Origin of the sequence: Nocardioides sp. NPDC059952 (assembly GCF_042730435.1) — a bacterium.
GTDB lineage: Bacteria > Actinomycetota > Actinomycetes > Propionibacteriales > Nocardioidaceae > Nocardioides.
This window is the reverse complement of the sequence record NZ_JBHWLY010000036.1, coordinates 14,598-33,157: the sequence shown is the minus strand read 5'-3', so window position 1 is coordinate 33,157 and position 18,560 is coordinate 14,598. Positions and strand designations below refer to the sequence as shown.

The 18,560-nt window shown below is 67.3% G+C and carries 16 protein-coding genes; 10 read left to right on the top strand and 6 right to left on the bottom strand.

The window, feature by feature from the left end; all coding sequences use genetic code 11:
• Positions 1-26 precede the first annotated feature (26 nt).
• The 4 genes from ACFV9G_RS17270 to ACFV9G_RS17255 all read left to right on the top strand — a co-directional run bounded on the left by ACFV9G_RS17270 (position 27) and on the right by ACFV9G_RS17255 (position 7,954).
• Positions 27-1,979 carry a M13 family metallopeptidase gene (locus ACFV9G_RS17270; RefSeq protein WP_378728718.1) on the top strand — a complete coding sequence of 651 codons (1,953 nt, stop codon included), beginning with the start codon at positions 27-29 and terminating at the stop codon, positions 1,977-1,979.
• Between the two features lie 162 nt (positions 1,980-2,141).
• Complete coding sequence (locus tag ACFV9G_RS17265) at positions 2,142-3,812, top strand: M4 family metallopeptidase (RefSeq protein WP_378728717.1); 1,671 nt, start codon at positions 2,142-2,144, stop codon at positions 3,810-3,812.
• 403 nt (positions 3,813-4,215) lie between these two features.
• Positions 4,216-5,856 (top strand): ABC-F family ATP-binding cassette domain-containing protein, encoded by a 1,641-nt coding sequence (locus ACFV9G_RS17260; RefSeq protein WP_378728716.1) that lies wholly within the window; start codon positions 4,216-4,218, stop codon positions 5,854-5,856.
• Between the two features lie 13 nt (positions 5,857-5,869).
• The gene (locus tag ACFV9G_RS17255) at positions 5,870-7,954 is read left to right on the top strand and encodes a DEAD/DEAH box helicase (RefSeq protein ID WP_378728715.1); all 2,085 of its coding nucleotides are present in this window, start codon (positions 5,870-5,872) and stop codon (positions 7,952-7,954) included.
• 114 nt (positions 7,955-8,068) lie between these two features.
• On the opposite strand, the gene ACFV9G_RS17250 is transcribed toward ACFV9G_RS17255, so the two are convergent.
• Together ACFV9G_RS17250 and ACFV9G_RS17245 are read right to left on the bottom strand one after the other, a co-directional pair.
• The gene (locus tag ACFV9G_RS17250; RefSeq protein ID WP_378728714.1) at positions 8,069-8,764 is read right to left on the bottom strand and encodes a response regulator; all 696 of its coding nucleotides are present in this window, start codon (positions 8,762-8,764) and stop codon (positions 8,069-8,071) included.
• Positions 8,761-9,963: a sensor histidine kinase gene (locus ACFV9G_RS17245; RefSeq protein WP_378728713.1), complete on the bottom strand. Its 1,203-nt coding sequence runs from the start codon at positions 9,961-9,963 to the stop codon at positions 8,761-8,763. Before ACFV9G_RS17245 ends, ACFV9G_RS17250 begins: the two co-directional genes overlap by 4 nt.
• 165 nt (positions 9,964-10,128) lie before the next feature.
• Between ACFV9G_RS17245 and ACFV9G_RS17240 the strand changes: the two genes are divergently transcribed.
• The 3 genes from ACFV9G_RS17240 to ACFV9G_RS17230 all read left to right on the top strand — a co-directional run bounded on the left by ACFV9G_RS17240 (position 10,129) and on the right by ACFV9G_RS17230 (position 12,144).
• Positions 10,129-10,434 (top strand): hypothetical protein, encoded by a 306-nt coding sequence (locus ACFV9G_RS17240; protein WP_378728712.1) that lies wholly within the window; start codon positions 10,129-10,131, stop codon positions 10,432-10,434.
• On the top strand, positions 10,421-11,695 hold the full coding sequence (locus tag ACFV9G_RS17235) for a cytochrome P450 (protein WP_378728710.1): 1,275 nt from the start codon (positions 10,421-10,423) through the stop codon (positions 11,693-11,695). The genes ACFV9G_RS17240 and ACFV9G_RS17235 overlap by 14 nt, the downstream gene beginning before the upstream one ends.
• A gap of 68 nt (positions 11,696-11,763) precedes the next feature.
• On the top strand, positions 11,764-12,144 hold the full coding sequence (locus ACFV9G_RS17230) for a hypothetical protein (RefSeq protein ID WP_378728709.1): 381 nt from the start codon (positions 11,764-11,766) through the stop codon (positions 12,142-12,144).
• Positions 12,145-12,159: 15 nt separating this feature from the next.
• Here the strand turns inward: ACFV9G_RS17230 and ACFV9G_RS17225 are convergent, their stop codons facing one another.
• Complete coding sequence (locus tag ACFV9G_RS17225) at positions 12,160-12,768, bottom strand: hypothetical protein (RefSeq protein WP_378728708.1); 609 nt, start codon at positions 12,766-12,768, stop codon at positions 12,160-12,162.
• A 137-nt stretch (positions 12,769-12,905) separates the two neighbouring features.
• Here ACFV9G_RS17225 and ACFV9G_RS17220 point away from each other — a divergent pair, with 137 nt between their 5' ends.
• Positions 12,906-14,231, top strand: a complete 1,326-nt coding sequence (locus tag ACFV9G_RS17220; protein ID WP_378728707.1) for a hypothetical protein — start codon at positions 12,906-12,908, stop codon at positions 14,229-14,231.
• A 62-nt stretch (positions 14,232-14,293) separates the two neighbouring features.
• Here the strand turns inward: ACFV9G_RS17220 and ACFV9G_RS17215 are convergent, their stop codons facing one another.
• Positions 14,294-14,593, bottom strand: coding sequence for a DUF4333 domain-containing protein (locus ACFV9G_RS17215; RefSeq protein ID WP_378728706.1), 300 nt, complete (start codon positions 14,591-14,593; stop codon positions 14,294-14,296).
• Between the two features lie 601 nt (positions 14,594-15,194).
• Between ACFV9G_RS17215 and ACFV9G_RS17210 the strand changes: the two genes are divergently transcribed.
• Together ACFV9G_RS17210 and ACFV9G_RS17205 are read left to right on the top strand one after the other, a co-directional pair.
• Positions 15,195-16,511: a putative T7SS-secreted protein gene (locus tag ACFV9G_RS17210; protein ID WP_378728704.1), complete on the top strand. Its 1,317-nt coding sequence runs from the start codon at positions 15,195-15,197 to the stop codon at positions 16,509-16,511.
• Complete coding sequence (locus tag ACFV9G_RS17205; RefSeq protein ID WP_378728703.1) at positions 16,511-17,032, top strand: hypothetical protein; 522 nt, start codon at positions 16,511-16,513, stop codon at positions 17,030-17,032. The genes ACFV9G_RS17210 and ACFV9G_RS17205 overlap by 1 nt, the downstream gene beginning before the upstream one ends.
• On the opposite strand, the gene ACFV9G_RS17200 is transcribed toward ACFV9G_RS17205, so the two are convergent.
• Positions 17,029-17,568 carry a hypothetical protein gene (locus ACFV9G_RS17200; protein ID WP_378728702.1) on the bottom strand — a complete coding sequence of 180 codons (540 nt, stop codon included), beginning with the start codon at positions 17,566-17,568 and terminating at the stop codon, positions 17,029-17,031. The genes ACFV9G_RS17205 and ACFV9G_RS17200 overlap by 4 nt on opposite strands.
• Positions 17,569-17,709: 141 nt before the next feature.
• The gene (locus tag ACFV9G_RS17195; RefSeq protein WP_378728701.1) at positions 17,710-18,495 is read right to left on the bottom strand and encodes an endo alpha-1,4 polygalactosaminidase; all 786 of its coding nucleotides are present in this window, start codon (positions 18,493-18,495) and stop codon (positions 17,710-17,712) included.
• Positions 18,496-18,560: the final 65 nt, after the last annotated feature.

Sequence of the window (18,560 nt, the reverse complement as noted above, 5' to 3'; positions counted from 1 at the left end):
TGGGACCCCGCATCTACGCTGGGGGCGTGACGATCCTCGATGACGCCCGCCCGGGCATGGACGACAGCATTCGGCCGCAGGACGACCTGTTCGGGTTCGTCAACGGCACCTGGCTCCGGGAGGTCGAGATTCCGTCCGACCGGTCCAGCTGGGGGCCGTTCGTGATGCTCGCCGACCAGGCCGAGAAGGACGTGCGCGCGATCATCGAGGAGCTCGCGGCATCCGGCGGCGAGCCGGGCAGCGACGCCCAGAAGATCGGTGACCTCTTCGCGAGCTTCATGGACGAGGAGGGGGTGGCCGCGCGCGGCGTACGTCCTCTTGATGGTCTGAGGGCTGCCGTGGACGGGCTCCGCGACGCGGACGACCTGGCGGCGTTCCTGGGCGAGGTCGAGCGGATCGGCGGTCACGGGCTGTTCGGTTCCTACGTCGACAACGACGACAAGGCCTCCGACCGCTACATCTTCAACCTGCTCCAGGGCGGCCTCGGGCTGCCCGACAAGGACTACTACTTCGACGAGAAGTTCGCCGATGTGCTGGCGAAGTACGCCGACTACCTGACCCGCCTCTACGAGCTCGCCGAGCACCCCGACCCGCGTGCGGCCGCCGAGACGATCATCCGGATCGACACCCGCCTGGCCGAGGGCCACTGGGCGCGCGAGGAGACCCGTGACAAGCAGAAGACCTACAACCTGCTGACCCTCGCCGAGCTGCGCGAGCTGGCCCCCAACTTCAACTGGGATGCGTACGTCCGCAACCTCTCCGGCTCGAAGCTGACCACCGAGGCGGTGCTCGGTGAGGTGGTCGTGCGGCAGCCGTCGTTCTTCGCCCACCTCTCGACCGTGCTCGGCGAGGTCGACATCGACGACTGGAAGTCGTGGCTCTACTTCCACGTGCTGCGCTGGGCGGCGCCCTACCTGACCGACGACTTCGTCGAGACCAACTTCGACTTCTACGGCCGCACCCTCAACGGCACCCCTGAGCTGCGCGAACGCTGGAAGCGCGGGGTCGCGATCGTCGAGGGTGCGATCGGGGAGGCGGTCGGCAAGGAGTACGCCGCGCGCCACTTCCCGCCCGAGGCGAAGGCGCAGATGGACGAGCTGGTCCGCAACCTCCTGGAGGCCTACCGCAAGTCGATCTCCGAGCTCGACTGGATGGGTGAGGAGACCAAGGAGAAGGCCTACGAGAAGCTCGACAAGTTCACGCCGAAGATCGGCTACCCGTCGAGGTGGCGGGACTATTCGGCGCTGCAGATCAGCAAGGACGACCTGATCGGCAACGTCTCCGCGGCGAGCGTCTTCGAGACCGACCGGCAGCTCGGCAAGCTCGGCGGACCGGTGGACCGCGACGAGTGGTTCATGCTGCCGCAGACGGTCAACGCCTACTACAACCCCGGCACCAACGAGATCTGCTTCCCGGCCGGCATCCTGCAGCGTCCCTTCTTCGACAAGGACGCCCACCCGGCGGAGAACTACGGCGGCATCGGTGCGGTCATCGGCCACGAGGTCGGGCACGGCTTCGATGACCAGGGTGCCCAGTTCGACGGCGACGGCAACATGCAGGACTGGTGGTCGCCGGAGGACAAGGCGGCCTTCGAGGTGAAGACGAAGGCGCTCATCGAGCAGTACTCGAAGCTGTCGCCGCGGGACCTGCCGGGCGAGTTCGTCAACGGCGCGCTGACCGTCGGCGAGAACATCGGTGACCTGGGTGGCCTGACGATCGCGCACACCGCCTACATGCTCGCGACCGGCGGTTCCGCGGGCGTCGGCGACCGGCAGCGGCTCTTCCTCAACTGGGCCTACGTGTGGCGTACGGTGCGACGCAAGGAGCAGGCGCAGCAGTACCTCACGATCGACCCGCACAGCCCGCCGGAGTTCCGTGCCAACATCGCGCGGAACCTGGACGAGTTCCACGAGGTTTTCGGCACTGCACAGGGCGACGGACTGTGGCTCGATCCGGAGGACCGGGTGCGCATCTGGTGATATGCCCCCGGGTGCGTTTGGTTAATCTTTGATAACAACGTAAACGAGTTACGCGGGACGACCTGTTCATAAAGCTGCATTGCAGGAAATTGTTCGGTCGGGGACCTGAATCGGGTGGCAGGATCCGGGGCGATCCTGGTCCTTATCTCGAGGAGTACCCCCATGCGTAGATTCGTTCGAGCGGCCGGTGCCACCACCGCCGTCGCCGTTGCAGGAACTGCCTTCATCGCCTCCTTCGGAAGTCCAGCCGGCGCCACCCCTGCCGACTCCGCCTCCACCATCACGCCGGAGACCCTGGCCGCCCAGAAGGTGATCGACGACGAGTCGATCGCGGACAAGGCCATCAACGCCCTGACGAGCAAGCCGTCGACCTGGAAGGTCGGCGCGGGCCAGGAGCTCGAGCCCGTGGTGACCCTGAAGGACACCAACGGAGCCACCCACGTGCGGATGAACCGGACGTACGAGGGCCTCGAGGTCGTCGGCGGCGACCTGGTCGCCCACCAGAGCAGGTCCGGCACCCTGACCTCCGTCTCCCAGGGGCTGACCAAGGTCCTCGACCTCTCGGTGAAGCCGGCCATCACCGAGGCCGCGGCCACGAAGGCCGCGCTGACCCTGGACGCCGTCACCAAGACGATCACGGGCCTCAAGACCGACAAGAAGTACGCTCCCGAGCTGGTCGTCGACGCGGTCGAGGGCTCGCCGACGCTGGCGTGGCGGGTGACCACGAAGGGCAAGCAGGCCGACGGCACGCCGTCCCGCCTCGCGACGTACGTCGACGCGGACAGCGGCAAGGTGCTGCGCCGGGTCGAGGGCATCCACACCATCGACGGCGAGGGCAACACCCTCTACTCCGGCACCGTCCCGCTGCAGGTGAAGCAGAACGGCTCGAAGTACGAGCTGCGCGACGAGACCCGTGGCGGCACCTACACGACCGACATGAACAACGCCGAGGACAGCCTGCTGTGCCAGCTCCTCGGGTTCGGGTGCGCGGCCGGGACGGTGGTCACGAGCCCGACCACGACCTTCGGCAACGGTTCCAACGACGACCGGGCGACCGCGGCGGCCGATGCGCAGTACGGCACCAACGTCACCTGGGACTACTTCAAGAACGTCCACGCCCGCGACGGCATCTTCGGCGACGGCTCGGGCTCCTACAACCGGGTCCACTACGGCAACGACTACGTCAACGCCTTCTGGGACGGCGAGAAGATGACGTACGGCGACGGCGACGGTGTCGGCTACGGGCCGCTCGTCTCGCTGGACGTCGCGGGCCACGAGATGACGCACGGCGTCACCGAGAACACCTCCGGCCTGGAGTACTCCGGTGAGTCCGGTGGGCTCAACGAGTCCACCTCGGACATCTTCGGGACGGCGGTCGAGTTCTACGCGGACAGCGCCGAGGACCAGGGCGACTACCTGATCGGTGAGTCCTTCATCCTCGACGGCGGCGACCCGCTGCGTCGGATGGACAACCCGTCCTTCGACGGCAACTCGGTCAACTGCTGGTCGTCCTCGACCGGTGACCTCGACGTCCACTACTCCAGCGGTGTCGGCAACCACTTCTTCTACCTGCTCTCCGAGGGTTCCGGTTCGAAGACGATCGGTGGGGTCGAGCACTCGAGCACGACCTGTGACGGCTCGACCATCGCCGGGATCGGTCGCGACAAGGCGGAGCAGATCTGGTTCCGTGCCAACTCGACCTACTTCACCTCGACCACCGACTACGCCGGCGCGCGCGACGCGACGGTGCAGGCGGCCTCGGACCTCTACGGTGCCTCCAGCCCCGAGGTCGCGGCCGTCGAGGCGACGTGGACCGCGGTCTCCGTGAGCTGATCTCGCCACACTGACAACAGAGTGGCTCGACGGCGTCGTTTCCTACCGGAGACGGCGCCGTCGACCGCTTTGGGTAACTAAAGTACGAATTCGGGCGTGTGGTTATGCCGGTGCGGCGATAGGACGCATACTGGACACGCCGGGCCGGTTCTGCGGGTCCCCGTGGGGGAGGACCAACAGCACCGGCTCGGTGTTGTCTTGTGCGCTCGGGTGAATAACGGTTCGCGTGGACGGGTGGTCGCTGTCTACCCTGGAGGCATGTACTCCGGTATCGCCTACATGCGCCTGCGTCCCGTCGCCTGACGGCGGCGCTTCGAGGCATACTCCCGCCGCTGTCCGGCCATCTGCCGGGTAGCTGCCATCGCGCTCCCGGCTCCCGTATGCGAGCTGGAAGTTCACTGTCGTGTCTGTACAGACCCACCACACCTCTGCCCACCTGCGCGCCGAGGACATCTCCGTCACCCGGGGCGGTCGCCCCGTCCTGAGCGGCGTCTCCCTGACCGTCTCCGCCGCCCACCGGTCCCGGTTGGCCATCGTCGGCGAGAACGGCCGGGGCAAGACCACGCTGCTCCATGTCCTCGCCGGGCTGCTCGAACCCGACTCCGGGCGCGTTCAGCGGCACGGAAGTCTCGGGATCGCACGGCAAGCCCTGGACGTACGTCCTGGGGACACCGTCGGCACCCTCACCTCCGCCGCACTGGCGGAGTCCCACGACGCGCTCCGGGCGCTCGACGAGGCTGCCGTGGCGCTGTCGTCGGATCCGACGGACTCGGACGGGACGTACGCCGCCGCGCTGGAGCGCGCGACCACGCTGGACGCCTGGGACGCCGAGCGCCGGGTGCAGATTGCTCTCGAAGCGCTGGGCGCGTGCACCGACCCTGAACGCGAGCTGGTGACGTTGTCGGTCGGCCAGCGCTACCGGGTGCGGCTGGCCTGTCTGCTCGGGGCGCACCACGACCTCCTCGTGCTCGACGAGCCGACCAACCATCTCGACGCGTCGGGGCTGGCGTTCCTGACCGAGCAGGTCCGTACCCACGCCGGCGGGGTCGTGCTCGTCTCTCACGACCGCGCGCTGCTGCGCGAGGTCGGCGAGGAGTTCCTCGACCTGGATCCGAGCGAGGACGGCCGGGCACGGACGTACGCCGGGGGATATCAGGGCTGGCAGGAGGGCCGGCGCCGCGACCGGGAACGCTGGGAGCAGGACTACGCGGCTCAGCAGGAGGAGCATCGGCGGCTGCAGGACTCGGTCTCGGCGGCGCGGGACCGGCTGAGCACCGGCTGGCGCCCGCCGAAGGGCACCGGCAAACATCAGCGACAGACCCGGGCACCCGGCGTGGTGCGCTCCTTCAACCGTGACCTCGCGGCACTCGAGGCGTACCGCATCTCTGTGCCGGAGCCGCCGATGTCCCTCGGCTTCCCGACGCTCTCACCGGGGGCCGGCACGCTGCTGCGGTGTGACGAGGTGTCGGAGCCGGATCGTCTGGGAGCACCCGTTTCCCTGGAGATCGCTGCTGGTGACCGGCTGCTGGTCACCGGGCCGAACGGTGCCGGCAAGTCGACGTTGCTGCAGGTACTGGGCGGGTTGCTCGTGCCTGCCGCGGGGTCGGTCCGGACCTCGTCGGGGGTGCGGGTCGCGCTCGTCGGTCAGGAGGAGCCCGAGTGGGCGCCGGGTCTGACGGCGGCGGAGGTCTACGCCGGGCACTGTGGACAGCTGGTCACCGCCGGGATGGTGCCGGAGCGGGCGATCCCCTCGCTCCGGTCGACCGGGCTGGTGGACGCGGAGGCGCGGCGTACGCCTGCTTCGCGGTTGTCCCAGGGGCAGCAGCGGCGGCTCGAGCTGGCGATGCGGCTCGCCTCGCTCCCGCATCTGCTGATCCTGGACGAGCCGACCAACCATCTCTCGGCAGGGCTGGTGGACGAACTGACGGCGGCGCTGCGGGCCACCTCGGCGGCCGTGGTCGTCGCCACTCATGACCGGCAGATGCTCGGTGACCTGGCCGACTGGCCGCGGCTGGAGCTGGGCGGCTCTGTCGGAGGTGACTGATAGACATGTGGTCATGACGGATCCGGCTGGCGACGTACGTTCTCGTGCTGAGGCACATCTGCGTGCCCTGGTGGGCCGCGACGACGCGACGCTGCGCGAGGACCAGTGGTCGGCGATCTCGGCGCTCGCCGTCGAGCGTCGCCGGGCGCTGGTCGTGCAGAAGACCGGGTGGGGGAAGTCGGCGGTCTACTTCGTGGCGACGCTGCTGCTCCGCGAGGCGGGCCTCGGGCCGACGGTGATCGTCTCGCCGCTGCTCGCGCTGATGCGCAACCAGATCGCGGCTGCCCAGCGGGCCGGGATCAGGGCGGTGACGATCAACTCGACCAACCCGGAGGACTGGATCTCGATCGAGGAGGCCATCCATGCCGGTGAGGTGGATGTCCTGCTGGTCTCCCCCGAGCGGCTCAACAACCCGAAGTTCCGCGACGCGGTGCTGCCCCGGTTGGCTGCCGAGTGTGGCCTGCTGGTGGTCGACGAGGCCCACTGCATCTCCGACTGGGGGCACGACTTCCGGCCCGACTACCGCCGGATCCGTACGCTGCTGGCCGATCTTCCCGACGGGATCCCGGTGCTCGCGACGACCGCGACCGCCAACTCTCGGGTGACCGCGGACGTCGCCGAGCAGATGGGTTCGGGGGTTCTGGTGCTGCGTGGATCGCTGGACCGGGAGTCGCTGCGGCTCGGGGTGGTCACGCTGAAGACCCCCGAGCAGCGGCTCGCCTGGCTCTCCGACCACCTTTCCGAGCAGCCCGGCTCGGGCATCGTGTACTGCCTGACCGTGGCCGCGACCGAGGAGATCGCCGACTATCTGCGCTCGCGCGGTCACGACGTGGCCGCCTACTCGGGACGCACGGAGGCGGCCGAGCGGGCCGACCTGGAGGAGTCCCTGGCCGCGGGGAAGGTCAAGGCGCTGGTGGCGACCTCGGCGCTCGGGATGGGCTTCGACGCGACGCTCGGGTTCGTGGTCAACATGGGCGCGCCCTCCTCGCCGGTCTCCTACTACCAGCAGGTCGGGCGTGCCGGGCGTGGCACCTCCGACGCCTCCGTCGTGCTGCTTCCCGGCATCGAGGACCGCGACATCTGGGCCTACTTCGCCTCCCTCGCCTTCCCGCGTGAGGAGCAGGTGCGCCAGACCCTCGGGGTCCTGTCGGAGGCGGGCCGGGCGCTGTCGACACAGGCGTTGGAGACGTACGTCGACCTGTCGCGGTCACGCCTGGAGCAGATGCTCAAGGTGCTCGACGTCGACGGCGCCGCCCGCCGGGTCGGCGGTGGCTGGGAGGCGACCGGTGTCCCGTGGGACTACGACGCGGAGAGGTATGAGCGGGTCGCCGAGGCCAGGCGCCGGGAGCAGGACGCGATGCTCTCCTACATCTCGACCGACCAGTGCCGGATGCGGTTCCTGCGCGAGCAGCTCGACGATCCCGGTGCCGTGGACTGCGGTCGGTGCGACAACTGCGGTGGCTTCGCGGTGACGTCGTCGGTCTCCGAGGGTGCGGTCGAAGAGGCCTCGGCGCGGTTGTCTCGTCCCGGGGTGGTCGTGGAGCCGAAGAAGATGTGGCCCACCGGCCTCGACCGGCTCGGCATCTCACTGAAGGGCAAGATCAAGGACGGCCCGCTCGAGGGGCGCGCGGTCGCGCGGCTGACCGACCTCGGCTACGGCCAGGCGCTGCGCGACCTCTTCCGCGAACCCGCCCAGGACGGCCCGGTTCCGGTGCCGCTCGTGCGGGCGGTGGTCGAGGTCCTGGCTGACTGGCAGCCCCGGGTCGGTGGCATCGTCTACGTCGAGTCCGCCACCCGCCCCACCCTCACCCGCGACTTCGCCGAAGGCCTCTCGCGCTATCTCCGCGTCCCCGTCCTCGGCTCGTGGGCCATCGTCGACCCCGACGTCGGCCCCGGCCAGGGCGCCTCCAACTCCGCCCAGCGCGTCGCCGCCATCGGCCGCCGTTTCTCGCTCCACGCCGACGTCCCGGCCGGTGCCGACGTACTCCTCATCGACGACCGCATCGCGACCGGCTGGACCGTCACCCTCGCCGCCCGGGCCCTCCTCGACGCCGGCGCCGGCTCGGTGAGTCCGTTGGTGCTGGCGACGACGACGTAGGGCGCGTCGGCTTGTTCCTTCGTCAAGGTATGCAGACCAAAGGCCACATCCCTAGCGGACCTCCGCGCGGGATGTGTTCCCCCGGCTGCATACCTTGACGAAGGAACACATCCCTCAGATCGCTGGCCGGACGATGCCGTGGTCGTACGCGAAGACGATGGCGGCGGCGCGGTCGCGGAGGTCGAGCTTGGCGAAGATCCGGCCGATGTGGGACTTGACGGTGAGCTCGGAGATGACCAGACGTTCGGCGATCTCGGAGTTGGTCCAGCCGGAGGCGAGACCGCGGAGGACCTCGAGCTCGCGGTCGGTGAGCTCGGAGACCTCGACGGCGCTCGACGCGACCGGCTCGACGGCGGAGCGGTAGGTGGCCAGGACGCGGCCGGTGATGGCGGGGTCGAGCCAGGCGTCGCCGAGAGCGACCGAGCGTACGGCCATGACCAGCTCCTCGGCGGGCGAGTCCTTGAGCATGAAGCCGGCGGCCCCGGCGCGGAGGGCGCCGGAGACGAGCTCGTCCTCGTCGAACGTGGTCAGCACCAGCACCGGCGGTGCGTCCGGGAGTGCCCGCAGGAGACCGGTCGCGGTGATCCCGTCGACCTGCCGCATCCGCAGGTCCATGACCACGACGTCGGCAGGGTTGGCCTCGAGTGCCGCGACGACCTCGGAGCCGTCGGCGCACTCGGCGACGATCTCCAGCCCGTCGCGCCGTCGCAGGATGCGGCGCAGGCCGCTGCGTACGAGCTCCTGGTCGTCGACCACGATCACCCGGATCGGCGACGCTGTGCTACTGGCGGCGGGGTTGACCGGCGTCATGCCAGGGCCCTGCGTACGAGACAGTGCGGTGGGATCACCAGGTCAACCTTCCACATCGACTCCTCGGCTCCCGCGGACAGCCGACCGCGGAGCTGCTCGGCCCGGGCGGCCATGCCGGCCAGCCCGGACCCCTCGCCGACCCCTCGCCGGCTGCCGACGAGCGGGTTCTGCACGGAGAGGCGTACGCCGTCGGCGACCGCCAACGAGACCGAGACCGGCGCCCCGGGAGCATGCCGGATGGCGTTGGCCAGCGACTCCTGCAGGATCCGGTAGATGCCGAGCCCGACTCCGGCGTCGATGCGGGAGAGATCCCCGGACGACGAGAAGGTGATCGACTGCCCCGCGCTGCGGCCCTCCTCCACGAGCCGGACCACGTCCGCGGCTCCGGGGAGCGGCGCCGTCCCGGCGCCGGAGGTCGACAGCACACCCATCGTGCGACGGATCTCGGCCATCGCCCGGCGCCCGACCGCCTCCGCCTCGGTGAGCGCGGACACGGCCTCGTCGGGGTCGTCGCCCTCGGCGACCGAGCGCCGCGCCGCGGTCAGGTGCAGCAGCGTGATCGAGAGCGAGTGGCCGACCAGGTCGTGGATCTCGCGAGCGATCCGGGTGCGCTCGGCCTCGGTCGCGCGGGCGTGCTCCTGCGACCGGGCGAGCCGCTCGGCGCGCAGCGCGCGCATCTGAGCGAGCATCATCAGCCCGCACACCCAGCCGACGAAGAGCAGCAGGAAGTGGACCCCGACCCCGCTCGGCGTATCCGCGGCGAAGACCCACATCACGACCCCCGACGCGATCCCGTAGATGGTCCCGGTGCGGAGACCTTCGCGGATGACCATCTCGAGGGTGAGCGGGACCAGCACGGCCGGCGCGAAGTCGTGCTGCGGCCAGAACGAGCTCGCCGGCTGCGACATCAGCCACGCGGATCCGGCCAGCGTCGGCACCGCGTCGACGACCCACATGTTGTGCTTGAGCCACTCACCCGAGGTCGGGACGAAGAAGATGCTCAGCGACGGGACCACGATGACCAGGCCGGCCAGGACCATCGGTCCCGAGGCCTCGCGCTGGAGCACCGCCACCGTGACCACTCCGACGAGCGCGGCGGCGGACAGCAGCGGCGCCCACCAGGGGATGTCGAGGTCCTTACTGCGTACGCGACGGTCCAGGAAGTCACGCACATCGCGAGCGAGGCTCTGGACACTCATGCCCTTCAGTCTAGGAAGGCGTGACCCGGGTCGCATCCGACCGTGGCAGGCGGCCGGCCTCCTACCAGGGTAGGAACACAGGTGCCTGCCAGCGTCCGATGCGTCCGGGCGTGGTCGGTCCGTAGCGTCGGTCCCATCCCGACGACAACGGAGACGGTGAGGACGATGACGTGGAGCCAGACCCATGAGCGCTACCGGCTGCTGAACGAGGCGGAGGCGGAGCTGCGCGCCGGGTTCGCCCGCCGGCTGCCCTGGTCACCGGCCTATGCCGAGGCGTTCGGCACTCCCGAGAGGCTGGCCCAGGCCCTGCGCCACCGGTGGCGGATCCGCTTCCAGGCGCAGCTCGACCCGGCGCTCTCGCAGGAGGACTACGAGGCGACCTTCGCCGACCTGCTGGCCGACCTCGTGCCGCTCATGGGCCGGATCGGCACCCACGAGTTCAGCGAGGAGCTGGCCGATGCGTCGGCGTGAGCTGCCGAGGTCGTACGCCCGCTGGGCCCTCTCCCAGGGCATCAATCGCGCGGTGCTGAGCTTCGCGTCGAGGCGCGGCGACCCGCTCGCCGAGCTGATGTGGTCGCAGGAGGTGCCGGACTACCGGCGCCTGCGGGCGCGCGGCCCGATCCACATGAACCCGTTCATGGCCGGCACGGTCTCGTACGCCGCCGCCAACGAGATCCTGCGCAGCAGCGACTTCGGCGTCGGTGACGGTCAGGGCGAGCTGCCCGTGCCGCTGCGCTGGCTGCTCGGCAAGGTGAGCGCGCCCGACGCCCTGGGCCCGGTCGACCCGCCGTCGATGCTCGCCGTCGACCCGCCCCTGCACACCCGCTACCGCAAGCACGTCTCGAAGGCGTTCACCGCCCGCCGGATCAGCTCGATGGCCGAGATGGTCACCGCGGTCGCCGGCGACCTGCTCGACGAGATCGACCCGCGCGAGGGGCGGGTCGACATCATCGAGGAGTACGCCGCGAAGCTCCCGATCGCCGTCATCGCCGAGCTGTTGGGGGTCCCTGCCGCGGATCGTGCCGACATCCTTCGTTGGGGTGACCAGGCCGCCGCCATCCTCGATCCGGGGCTGTCGTGGCGGGACTACTCCCAGGTCGAGTCCGCGATGCGGTCCCTGCACCACTGGTTCGAGGACCACGTACGCCGCCTCCGCTCCGACCCCGGCGACGACCTCCTCAGCGCCCTGGTGATCGCCGGCGACCTCGACGACATCGAGCTCCACGCCCTCGGGCTGTTGTTGCTGGCGGCCGGTTTCGAGACCACCGTCAACCTGCTCGGCAACGCGGTCGCCGCTCTCGACGCGCATCCTGCCCAGCGCGCGCTCCTGCTCGCTGATCCGTCCCTGGTCGACGGTGTCATCGAAGAGACCCTGCGCTGGGACCCGCCCGTCATGGCCACCGTCCGCGAGGCCTACGCGGCGACTCGCGTCGGTGGTGTCGATGTCGCGAGAGGCACTGCTGTAGCCGTGGTCCTCGGCGGCGCCAACCGGGATCCTTCGGTGTTCGAGGACCCCGACACGTACGACATCACGCGGGCCAACGCCGACCAGCACCTCTCCTTCTCCGCCGGCGCCCACTTCTGCCTCGGCGCCAGCCTCGCTCGCCTGGAGACCCGCGTGGGCCTCCGTCTCTTGTTCGAGCGTTATCCCGACCTGCATGTCGAAGGCGAAGCCGTACGCCACCCCACCCGCATCCTCCGCGGCTACGCATCCCTCCCCGTCGCCCTGTGAGGCGTGGTGTACTACTCCTACTGAGGCACCCGCCGGGGGTGCGATCGGAAGCCTCGGGAGGGCGGACCATGGGTGACGGCGACGAGCTCACCGTTGACTACGACAATCTGAACAAGGTCCACCGGGACCTCGAGGAACAGAAGGGTCTGGTTCATAGCCTCGACCTCGGACGTGCCCCGGCAGCGAGCGCGTTCGGTGGTTCAGCCAAGGGCGAGTGGCTCGCCAACGCGGTGATCAAGGGTCACGAGAACATCGGTAAGGCGAAGAAGGAGACCGTTGAGGGCCTGGAGAAGTACGCCAGCGCCGTTGACGATGCTATCCACGACATTGCTGCGACTGACGAGGGCGCAGCGATCGTCGCAAAGAAGATGGCCGAGGCCCTCGCCGTGATGAGCAACCCACTCGTGATCTTCAGCAAGGGTATCGGCGGCAAGATCCCGATGATCTGACGAGCTTAGTCAGGATCAAAGAGCCTTGTACGTCGGCATGACCTCGGCGATCAGAGCCTCGGCGCCCTTGCGGTCGATGTCCGACTTCGTGAATCGCCAGGTGACTGTCACGCTGTGATCGCCGCCGGGAACCACTGTCCCGTAGTGGTCCTCCCACTCGTGTCCGGTGTCGCCTTGGAAGTGATAGAAGGTCGACCCATTGATCGTCTCATTCGGCAGGCGCTTCAGATTCTGAACGTCATCTGCCAGAGCTTTCTCCTCAAGGGCCGCAAGGGCGTCAACAGCCGCTTCGCCGTCTCCTTCGCCCGCATGTACACCGCCCTGGAAGATTGCTGCGCCAGGCGAGATGCCGATGGCGTCCTCCGGCGCACGCATGCTCACCGAAAGATCACCGCTGGACCTGATGTTCCAGTTCGCGGGAACCTGAAGCTGCGCTACCTCTACCGATGCGACCTGCCAATCAGCCGGAACCTCTGGACTGCTAGACCCGGACGGCTCTGCCGTCGCCGATGCCGATACGTCAGTGGTCGGCTCTGTGGTGGGCGTGTCATTTCCACACCCGGCGATACCAGTCGCGGAGACCAGGGTCAGAGCGGCGATCGCGATCGCCCGAGACGTCCTCATGTGACCGCACTCTAGGGCAACTGATGAACGACGGTGACGACCTGGTCGGATGTGTTGTCTAATGGGATCGCGGGGCGATCGGACCCCTTGTCTCGAACGCTCGGGGAGGAAAGCGCGTGTCAACACGAGGCCCATGGATGGAACGTCTTCGGACCTACGTCTCCGGAGCGGACCCGTCCACGATCGACATGCTGATCGATAGTTGGAGAGAGGCGGAGCGCCAGTTCCGCACGTCTGGATCGGTGCTCGTCCAGAGCGGGAAGGCTGCAGAGGACGGCTTCTCGGCGGCGTCGATGTCCGGTCAAGCCGCTCGTCGCAACATGGAGGCTTCGGGCAACAAGACGACCGACAAGAGCGAAGTGATCAAAGCAGCCGTCGAGGCGATGCAGGACGTACGAGCAAAGATCACCACTGCGATGCGCGAGTACGCCAGGCTCGAGGCAACCCTGCCTGCGACCCATGGTGCCGCGCCGAATGCATCCGATCCGAAGTACGCCCAGTCTGGGACAGGAGTAGACGCAGCTCAGGCGACGGAGAACCAGAAGGCCCTCCAGGCTGATCGTGCCGCCCACGCCGCGCGGGAGGCCGCGATCGCCGATGCGGAGCGGGCCGCTTCGCAGCAGGTGCAGGACGTCGACACTTCGGTTGACGATGCTGAGCCGAAGGTCCGGGCTGTCTATGACGATGGCAGCGGTTCTGATCCGGTTCCTGCAGGCAGTTCGGGTACTCCCGGGTCGGCGAGTCAGGTAGCGGCCGCAGAGGCCCGCATGGCGAAGTACAACTCCGGCACCCTCTACTCCGATGGCTGGGGCCACGAACTGATCGCTCAGGAGAAGGCCAACATCGAGGCGCACAAGGCCGAGAACAAGCCAGAGTGGAACGGCACCGAGTGGATCAACGCCGACGGCACCCCTGCTCCCGCGACCTCCTACGCGATGGTCGAGACCGCTGATGGCCTTGCGCCGCTGGCTGGCGGTACAGGTGGAATGTCCGCCCTCGCGATCGCCGGCGGCGGTGCCCTGCTCGGTGCTGGAGTGGCCAAGGCGATCGCCAGCAAGCTCTCCGCTGGTGCGTCTGCGAAGGCAGCAACTGCCGGCGCTGCGTCCAGGTCTGCCGCTGCCCGCTCCGCAGCCGCAAAAGCCGGCACAGCCGGTACCCGCGCGGGAGCAGGTGCTGGAGGTCGCGGTGCAAGTGCCCGTGGCACGGGAGCCGGAGCGCGCGGCACCGGTGCTGGCGGACGTGGCGCCGGCCGGGGCGGTGCTGGTGGCCGCGGCGGAGCCGGTGGAGCGGGTGGCCGCGGTGCCAAGAAGCGGGACCAGAACGGCACCCAGAATCAGGAGTGGGAAGCCGACTACACCGACGACTGGACCGAGACCGCAAGCGACGTCCTGGATCCCAACGCCTCGCGCGGCTGGGTTCCCAATGACTCGCAGGGCGACGGCTCTGGGAAGGGCAAGGCCTGATGGATTTCGTGCCGTTTGGTCCGAGGCGTTACTCGGTGCCTCGGACCCGTCCTTGAGACCGTCTACTGTCCATCGACCTGAATGTCGAACTTGACATCAGTGCCGTCGACCTCTGTCACCTTCACGGTCACGCCGAGCTGGTCCGCTCCTGCCGTGAGTATGCACTTCATCGTCTCGCCGACCTTGCCAGAAAGGTCACCTGGGCATTCGATCTTGTCGGGCCTCTGTCCTACCTGAGCCTCGAGTTGGTCGGAAACAGTCTTCTCGACCTTCTCCTGGGACACCGTGACGTCACCGCAGCCGGAGAGGCCAAGCGCGAGGATCGCTGCGAAGAAACAGGCAGGGGCGGTGCGACGGAACATGACTGGAGTCCTTCAATCCGAGACGGTTGGCTCGCGTCACCTTACAATCGTCTTCGTGGGTTTGTCTCGGTCTGGCTCACTGAGCTGCGTCGTTCTCGAGATTCTCGTGCTTTGAATGTTTGAAGTTCAGAAGTGCGGGTAGAAGACAGGTATCAACCTGATCGGAGGACGCTGTGAGCGGCTACGAAGTTACCGTCGACGACTTGCGACGGACTGCAGGCAAGTACGACACGCTGAAGGGCGACCTCGGGACGTCTCGCGTCCCGGATTCACAGCTCTCGCCGGACGTTCTCGGCCACGTCGAGTTGGCTGGCTGGCTTACCGCTGTGATGGAGCAGGTCGGGAACGCTCACGTCGCCCTCGGCGACGGCCTCGATACGCTAGCCACGTTCTTGAAGGGCAAGGCGGCTGACTATGAGGAGGCCGACGAGCAAAGTGCCCGGCGGATGGCACCCGGGCCGTGGGGGCCAAGTCCTTTCACTCCAGGGCAGAGCTCATCGTTCCCGTACGGCCCAGGGACGAGCCCCTCGTTACCACAACCGTTTCCCAGCTTCCCCGCGCCTGGCCCGAGCGGGCAACTTCCTTCTTCTGAGGAGAACGGATGAGCCTCCCAGACGGCGCAGAGCTTGGTAGCACGACCGACGCGACGGATCTGATCAAGGGCGACAAGTCCGCCATCGCCGAGCGGGCAGCCGTGCTCCACGAGGAGAGGAGGCGGGTGGCCGGGATCCTTCAGAGCATTGAGGGTATGGCGATCCCAACTTGGCAAGGGGGAGATGGCAAGGCGACCTACCTTCAGAACCGATCTGCTGAGGTCAAGAAATGGGACGCGTATAAGGATCTGCTCAAGGCCTCCGGAGACAGTCTGAGTTCATATGCCGACGCGCTTGGTATCGCCCAAGAGCATGCACAGTCTGCGATCGACAAGTGGAACGAGGGCGAGAAGGCGACCAGGGACGCGACCGCCGCATACAACGATCAGGTCGCCTCGTACAACAAATGGGTTGAGCAACAACGATGCAATCCGTCGTCGGTCCCGTCGTTTGGGCCCGCGCAGCCTGGGCCGTTTGTTGACCCCGGGGAGAAGCTTCGGGAGGAGGCCCGCGAGGTACTCAAGGATGCTCGTGAATCACTCGACAAGGCCGGTCTCTCGTGTGTAAATGAGCTCGGGGGCCTACCTGGAGCCAAGACGGAACATGGACAGATGGGCCATGCCGAGTTTGAGGCCAAGGGCCCCAAGATCAAATGGGGAGCTTGGTCCGACACGTTCGGGCAGGGGATGGGCAAGGACGATCTCCTGGGAAGGGATGGCTCGAAGAAGCCACCGTTCGAGATCAGTCTCGGGTCGGTTGAAGGGAAGCTTCGTGCATGGGGCTATGAGGGAAAGGTCGAAGACTACTGGGGTGACGTCAAGGTCAACGCCGAAGGCAAGGTCATCGTCGGTGAGATCGCTGGCAAGGCATCAGCCAAGATCGTTAGTGACGGGATTGAAGCGGAGTTGGGCGCGAAGGCCACCGTAGTCCGGGTCGAAGGAAAATCTGGTGCTGAGTATGGTTACGCGGAGGTCAACGCGGAAGCATCCGCAGAGGTGGCCGCTGAAGCCAAAGGCACGGCCAGCGTTACCCTCTCGGAGGGTGCGCATGTTGGTGGCGAGGCGTTCGCAGGCGCAAGGGCCGATGCAAAGGTAAGCGGAGATGTTGCTGGCGTTGGAGGCACGGCGGGTGTCGAAGGCTGGGCAGGTGTCGGTGCGGCAGCAGACGCAGAGGTTGGCTGGGACGACGGCAAGATCACAATCGGTGGCGAGTTTGGTGTTGGCCTCGGACTCGGTGGCAAGGTTGATCTCGACTTTACGATCGATCCCGGAGAGATGGCCGCTGCTGGTGGAGACTTGGTCGACGCGATCGGAGGGCTCTTCTGATGCTTGAGGCATTCCCCATTCCAATACAATTCAGGATGCCGAACGACGAGTGGGTCCAATCAGATCCATCTGAACTCGGGTTAACGAACGCCGCATTTGCGGCCGTTCGACGCGGTTTCCAGGACGGGTACGCGCCCGTGCTGACCGTCTCGGGTGGATGGCGCACTGATGCCGCGTCGTTCCAGCAGATCGCGGATGAGTCGCTAGAGGTTCTTGAACAGGACGCGACTGATGTAGAACTCGTTAAGCGAACAGAGGTCGGCAGAGCGCACGCTCCCGCTATCGCACAGTCTCTTGCTGGGACGGCGACGTACGAAGGGCGTCGACTCGACCTTCGCCGGTTCCAAGCCATCACCGGGATCGTGGATGTCAACGATCCAATCAAGCGATTTGTCATCATCTATTCCTTAACCTGCCTCTATAGGCAGTCGGAACAGATGAAGGACGAGTTCCAAGAATTTATGAGTACCGTCCAGGTCCTTGCCCCGTCTGGTGATGGCGACGCAGATCGAGAGCCTTAGTGGACCAGCATTACAGCGCCGATGATGATGCCCATCAATACGAGCAGGGCCAGGGTCCCTAGGCCAATAAAGAGACCGACCTTTTCGATCGAGCCCCGAACTTGCCGGTATCCTAGGTTCGTTGCGGCGGAGTCAATCAGTGCGCGGCCCTCTTCGGAATTGAACGTAAAGTCCACGACCTTGCCGAATTCGCCCTGCTCATTGAATGCATACGTTCGATTGAACGATACCTTCTTGATGCGTCCAATCTCTCTGCTGGCCTCGTAGGAGATTCTGGGAGTTCCTGCAATCCATTCAACGGTTCTTGCGTCGTCTGTCACCGAGTATGTGCCGGTCTCTGGAATGGCGACGTGATGAATGAAGGCGTGTTTGAGTCCTGCCTTGTTGAAGAGGCCGAACCAGGTCGCATCAGCGACGTCCAACTCCACGTCGAATCCCTTCGCCGTAGGGACCACCTTGTACGGAGTGTCTGCCGCTGCCTGCTGAACACGCGCGAACAGCTCGTACGCGTTGGGCGGCATGATCTGATCGGTCACAGGGGAAAGCAAACCACATCTGAGCACGCGGTGAGGAAGAGTGGCGCGCCCTAGAATGCGTCCGAGATGGGACGGTTGATCGCCATGCGTCCATGAAACCATGTGTGGCTTGGTTTTCGACGGTTTCGCATTCCTGGCTGTTCAGCAGGCCTCATAGACGTACGCCGGACTGTCCTGTCCGACGAGGTCGCGGTCGCGGAGGATGGTGAGCGGAGCGCGGGCGGGGTCGGCGCAGACGGCTTCGAAGGAGAGGTCGGCTTCGGCGAGGGAGTCGGGGTATTCGATCTGGAGTACGTGCGCTCCGTAGACGTCGGTGTAAGCGGCGCACTCGGTGTAGGCGCCGCACTCCTCGACGACGGCGAAGTCGAAGCCGAGGTCGTCGTGGGCGGGGCGGGCGGCTTCGGCGGCGTTCTTCTGGGCGATCGCGAGGCCGAGGTCGTGGGCGGCGGAGACGTAGGCCGCGGCCAGGGCGAAGGCGCCCTCCTGGGAGATCGCGTCGAAGCGGGTCCAGGTGTCGAGGTTGTCGATCTCGACGGCGTCGAAGCCGGCCTCCGCGCAGTCCGAGATGACCGGGGCGACGACCTCGAGGATCGCTTCGCGAGCCGAGGCGGTGGAGGGGTCGAGGATGAGCTCGTCGGGCCAGTCGGGGTCGCGTACGGGGTCGCCTGAGGCGTCACGCAGCACCGCGGATGGGCGCTCGGACCAGTCGGCGCCGGGCTGGGTCTGGAAGCCGTTGACGTAGCAGACGTTGTAGGCACCGTCGAGGGGCGCGGCGGTGGCGTCGCGGGCGACCACATCGATCCGGGTGCCGTCGGACAGCTCATCGGCGGTGCCGCCGAGCTGGTAGTCGAAGACGCCGTCGGTCGGCGGGAGGTCGGGCGCTGCGTCGTCGGTACGGGGCGAGGCAGACGAACCGCACGCCCCCAACGCGAACAGGCAGATGAGCGTGACGAGGGCCGGGCTGCCAGCGGCAGCCCGGCCCTGCGTACACG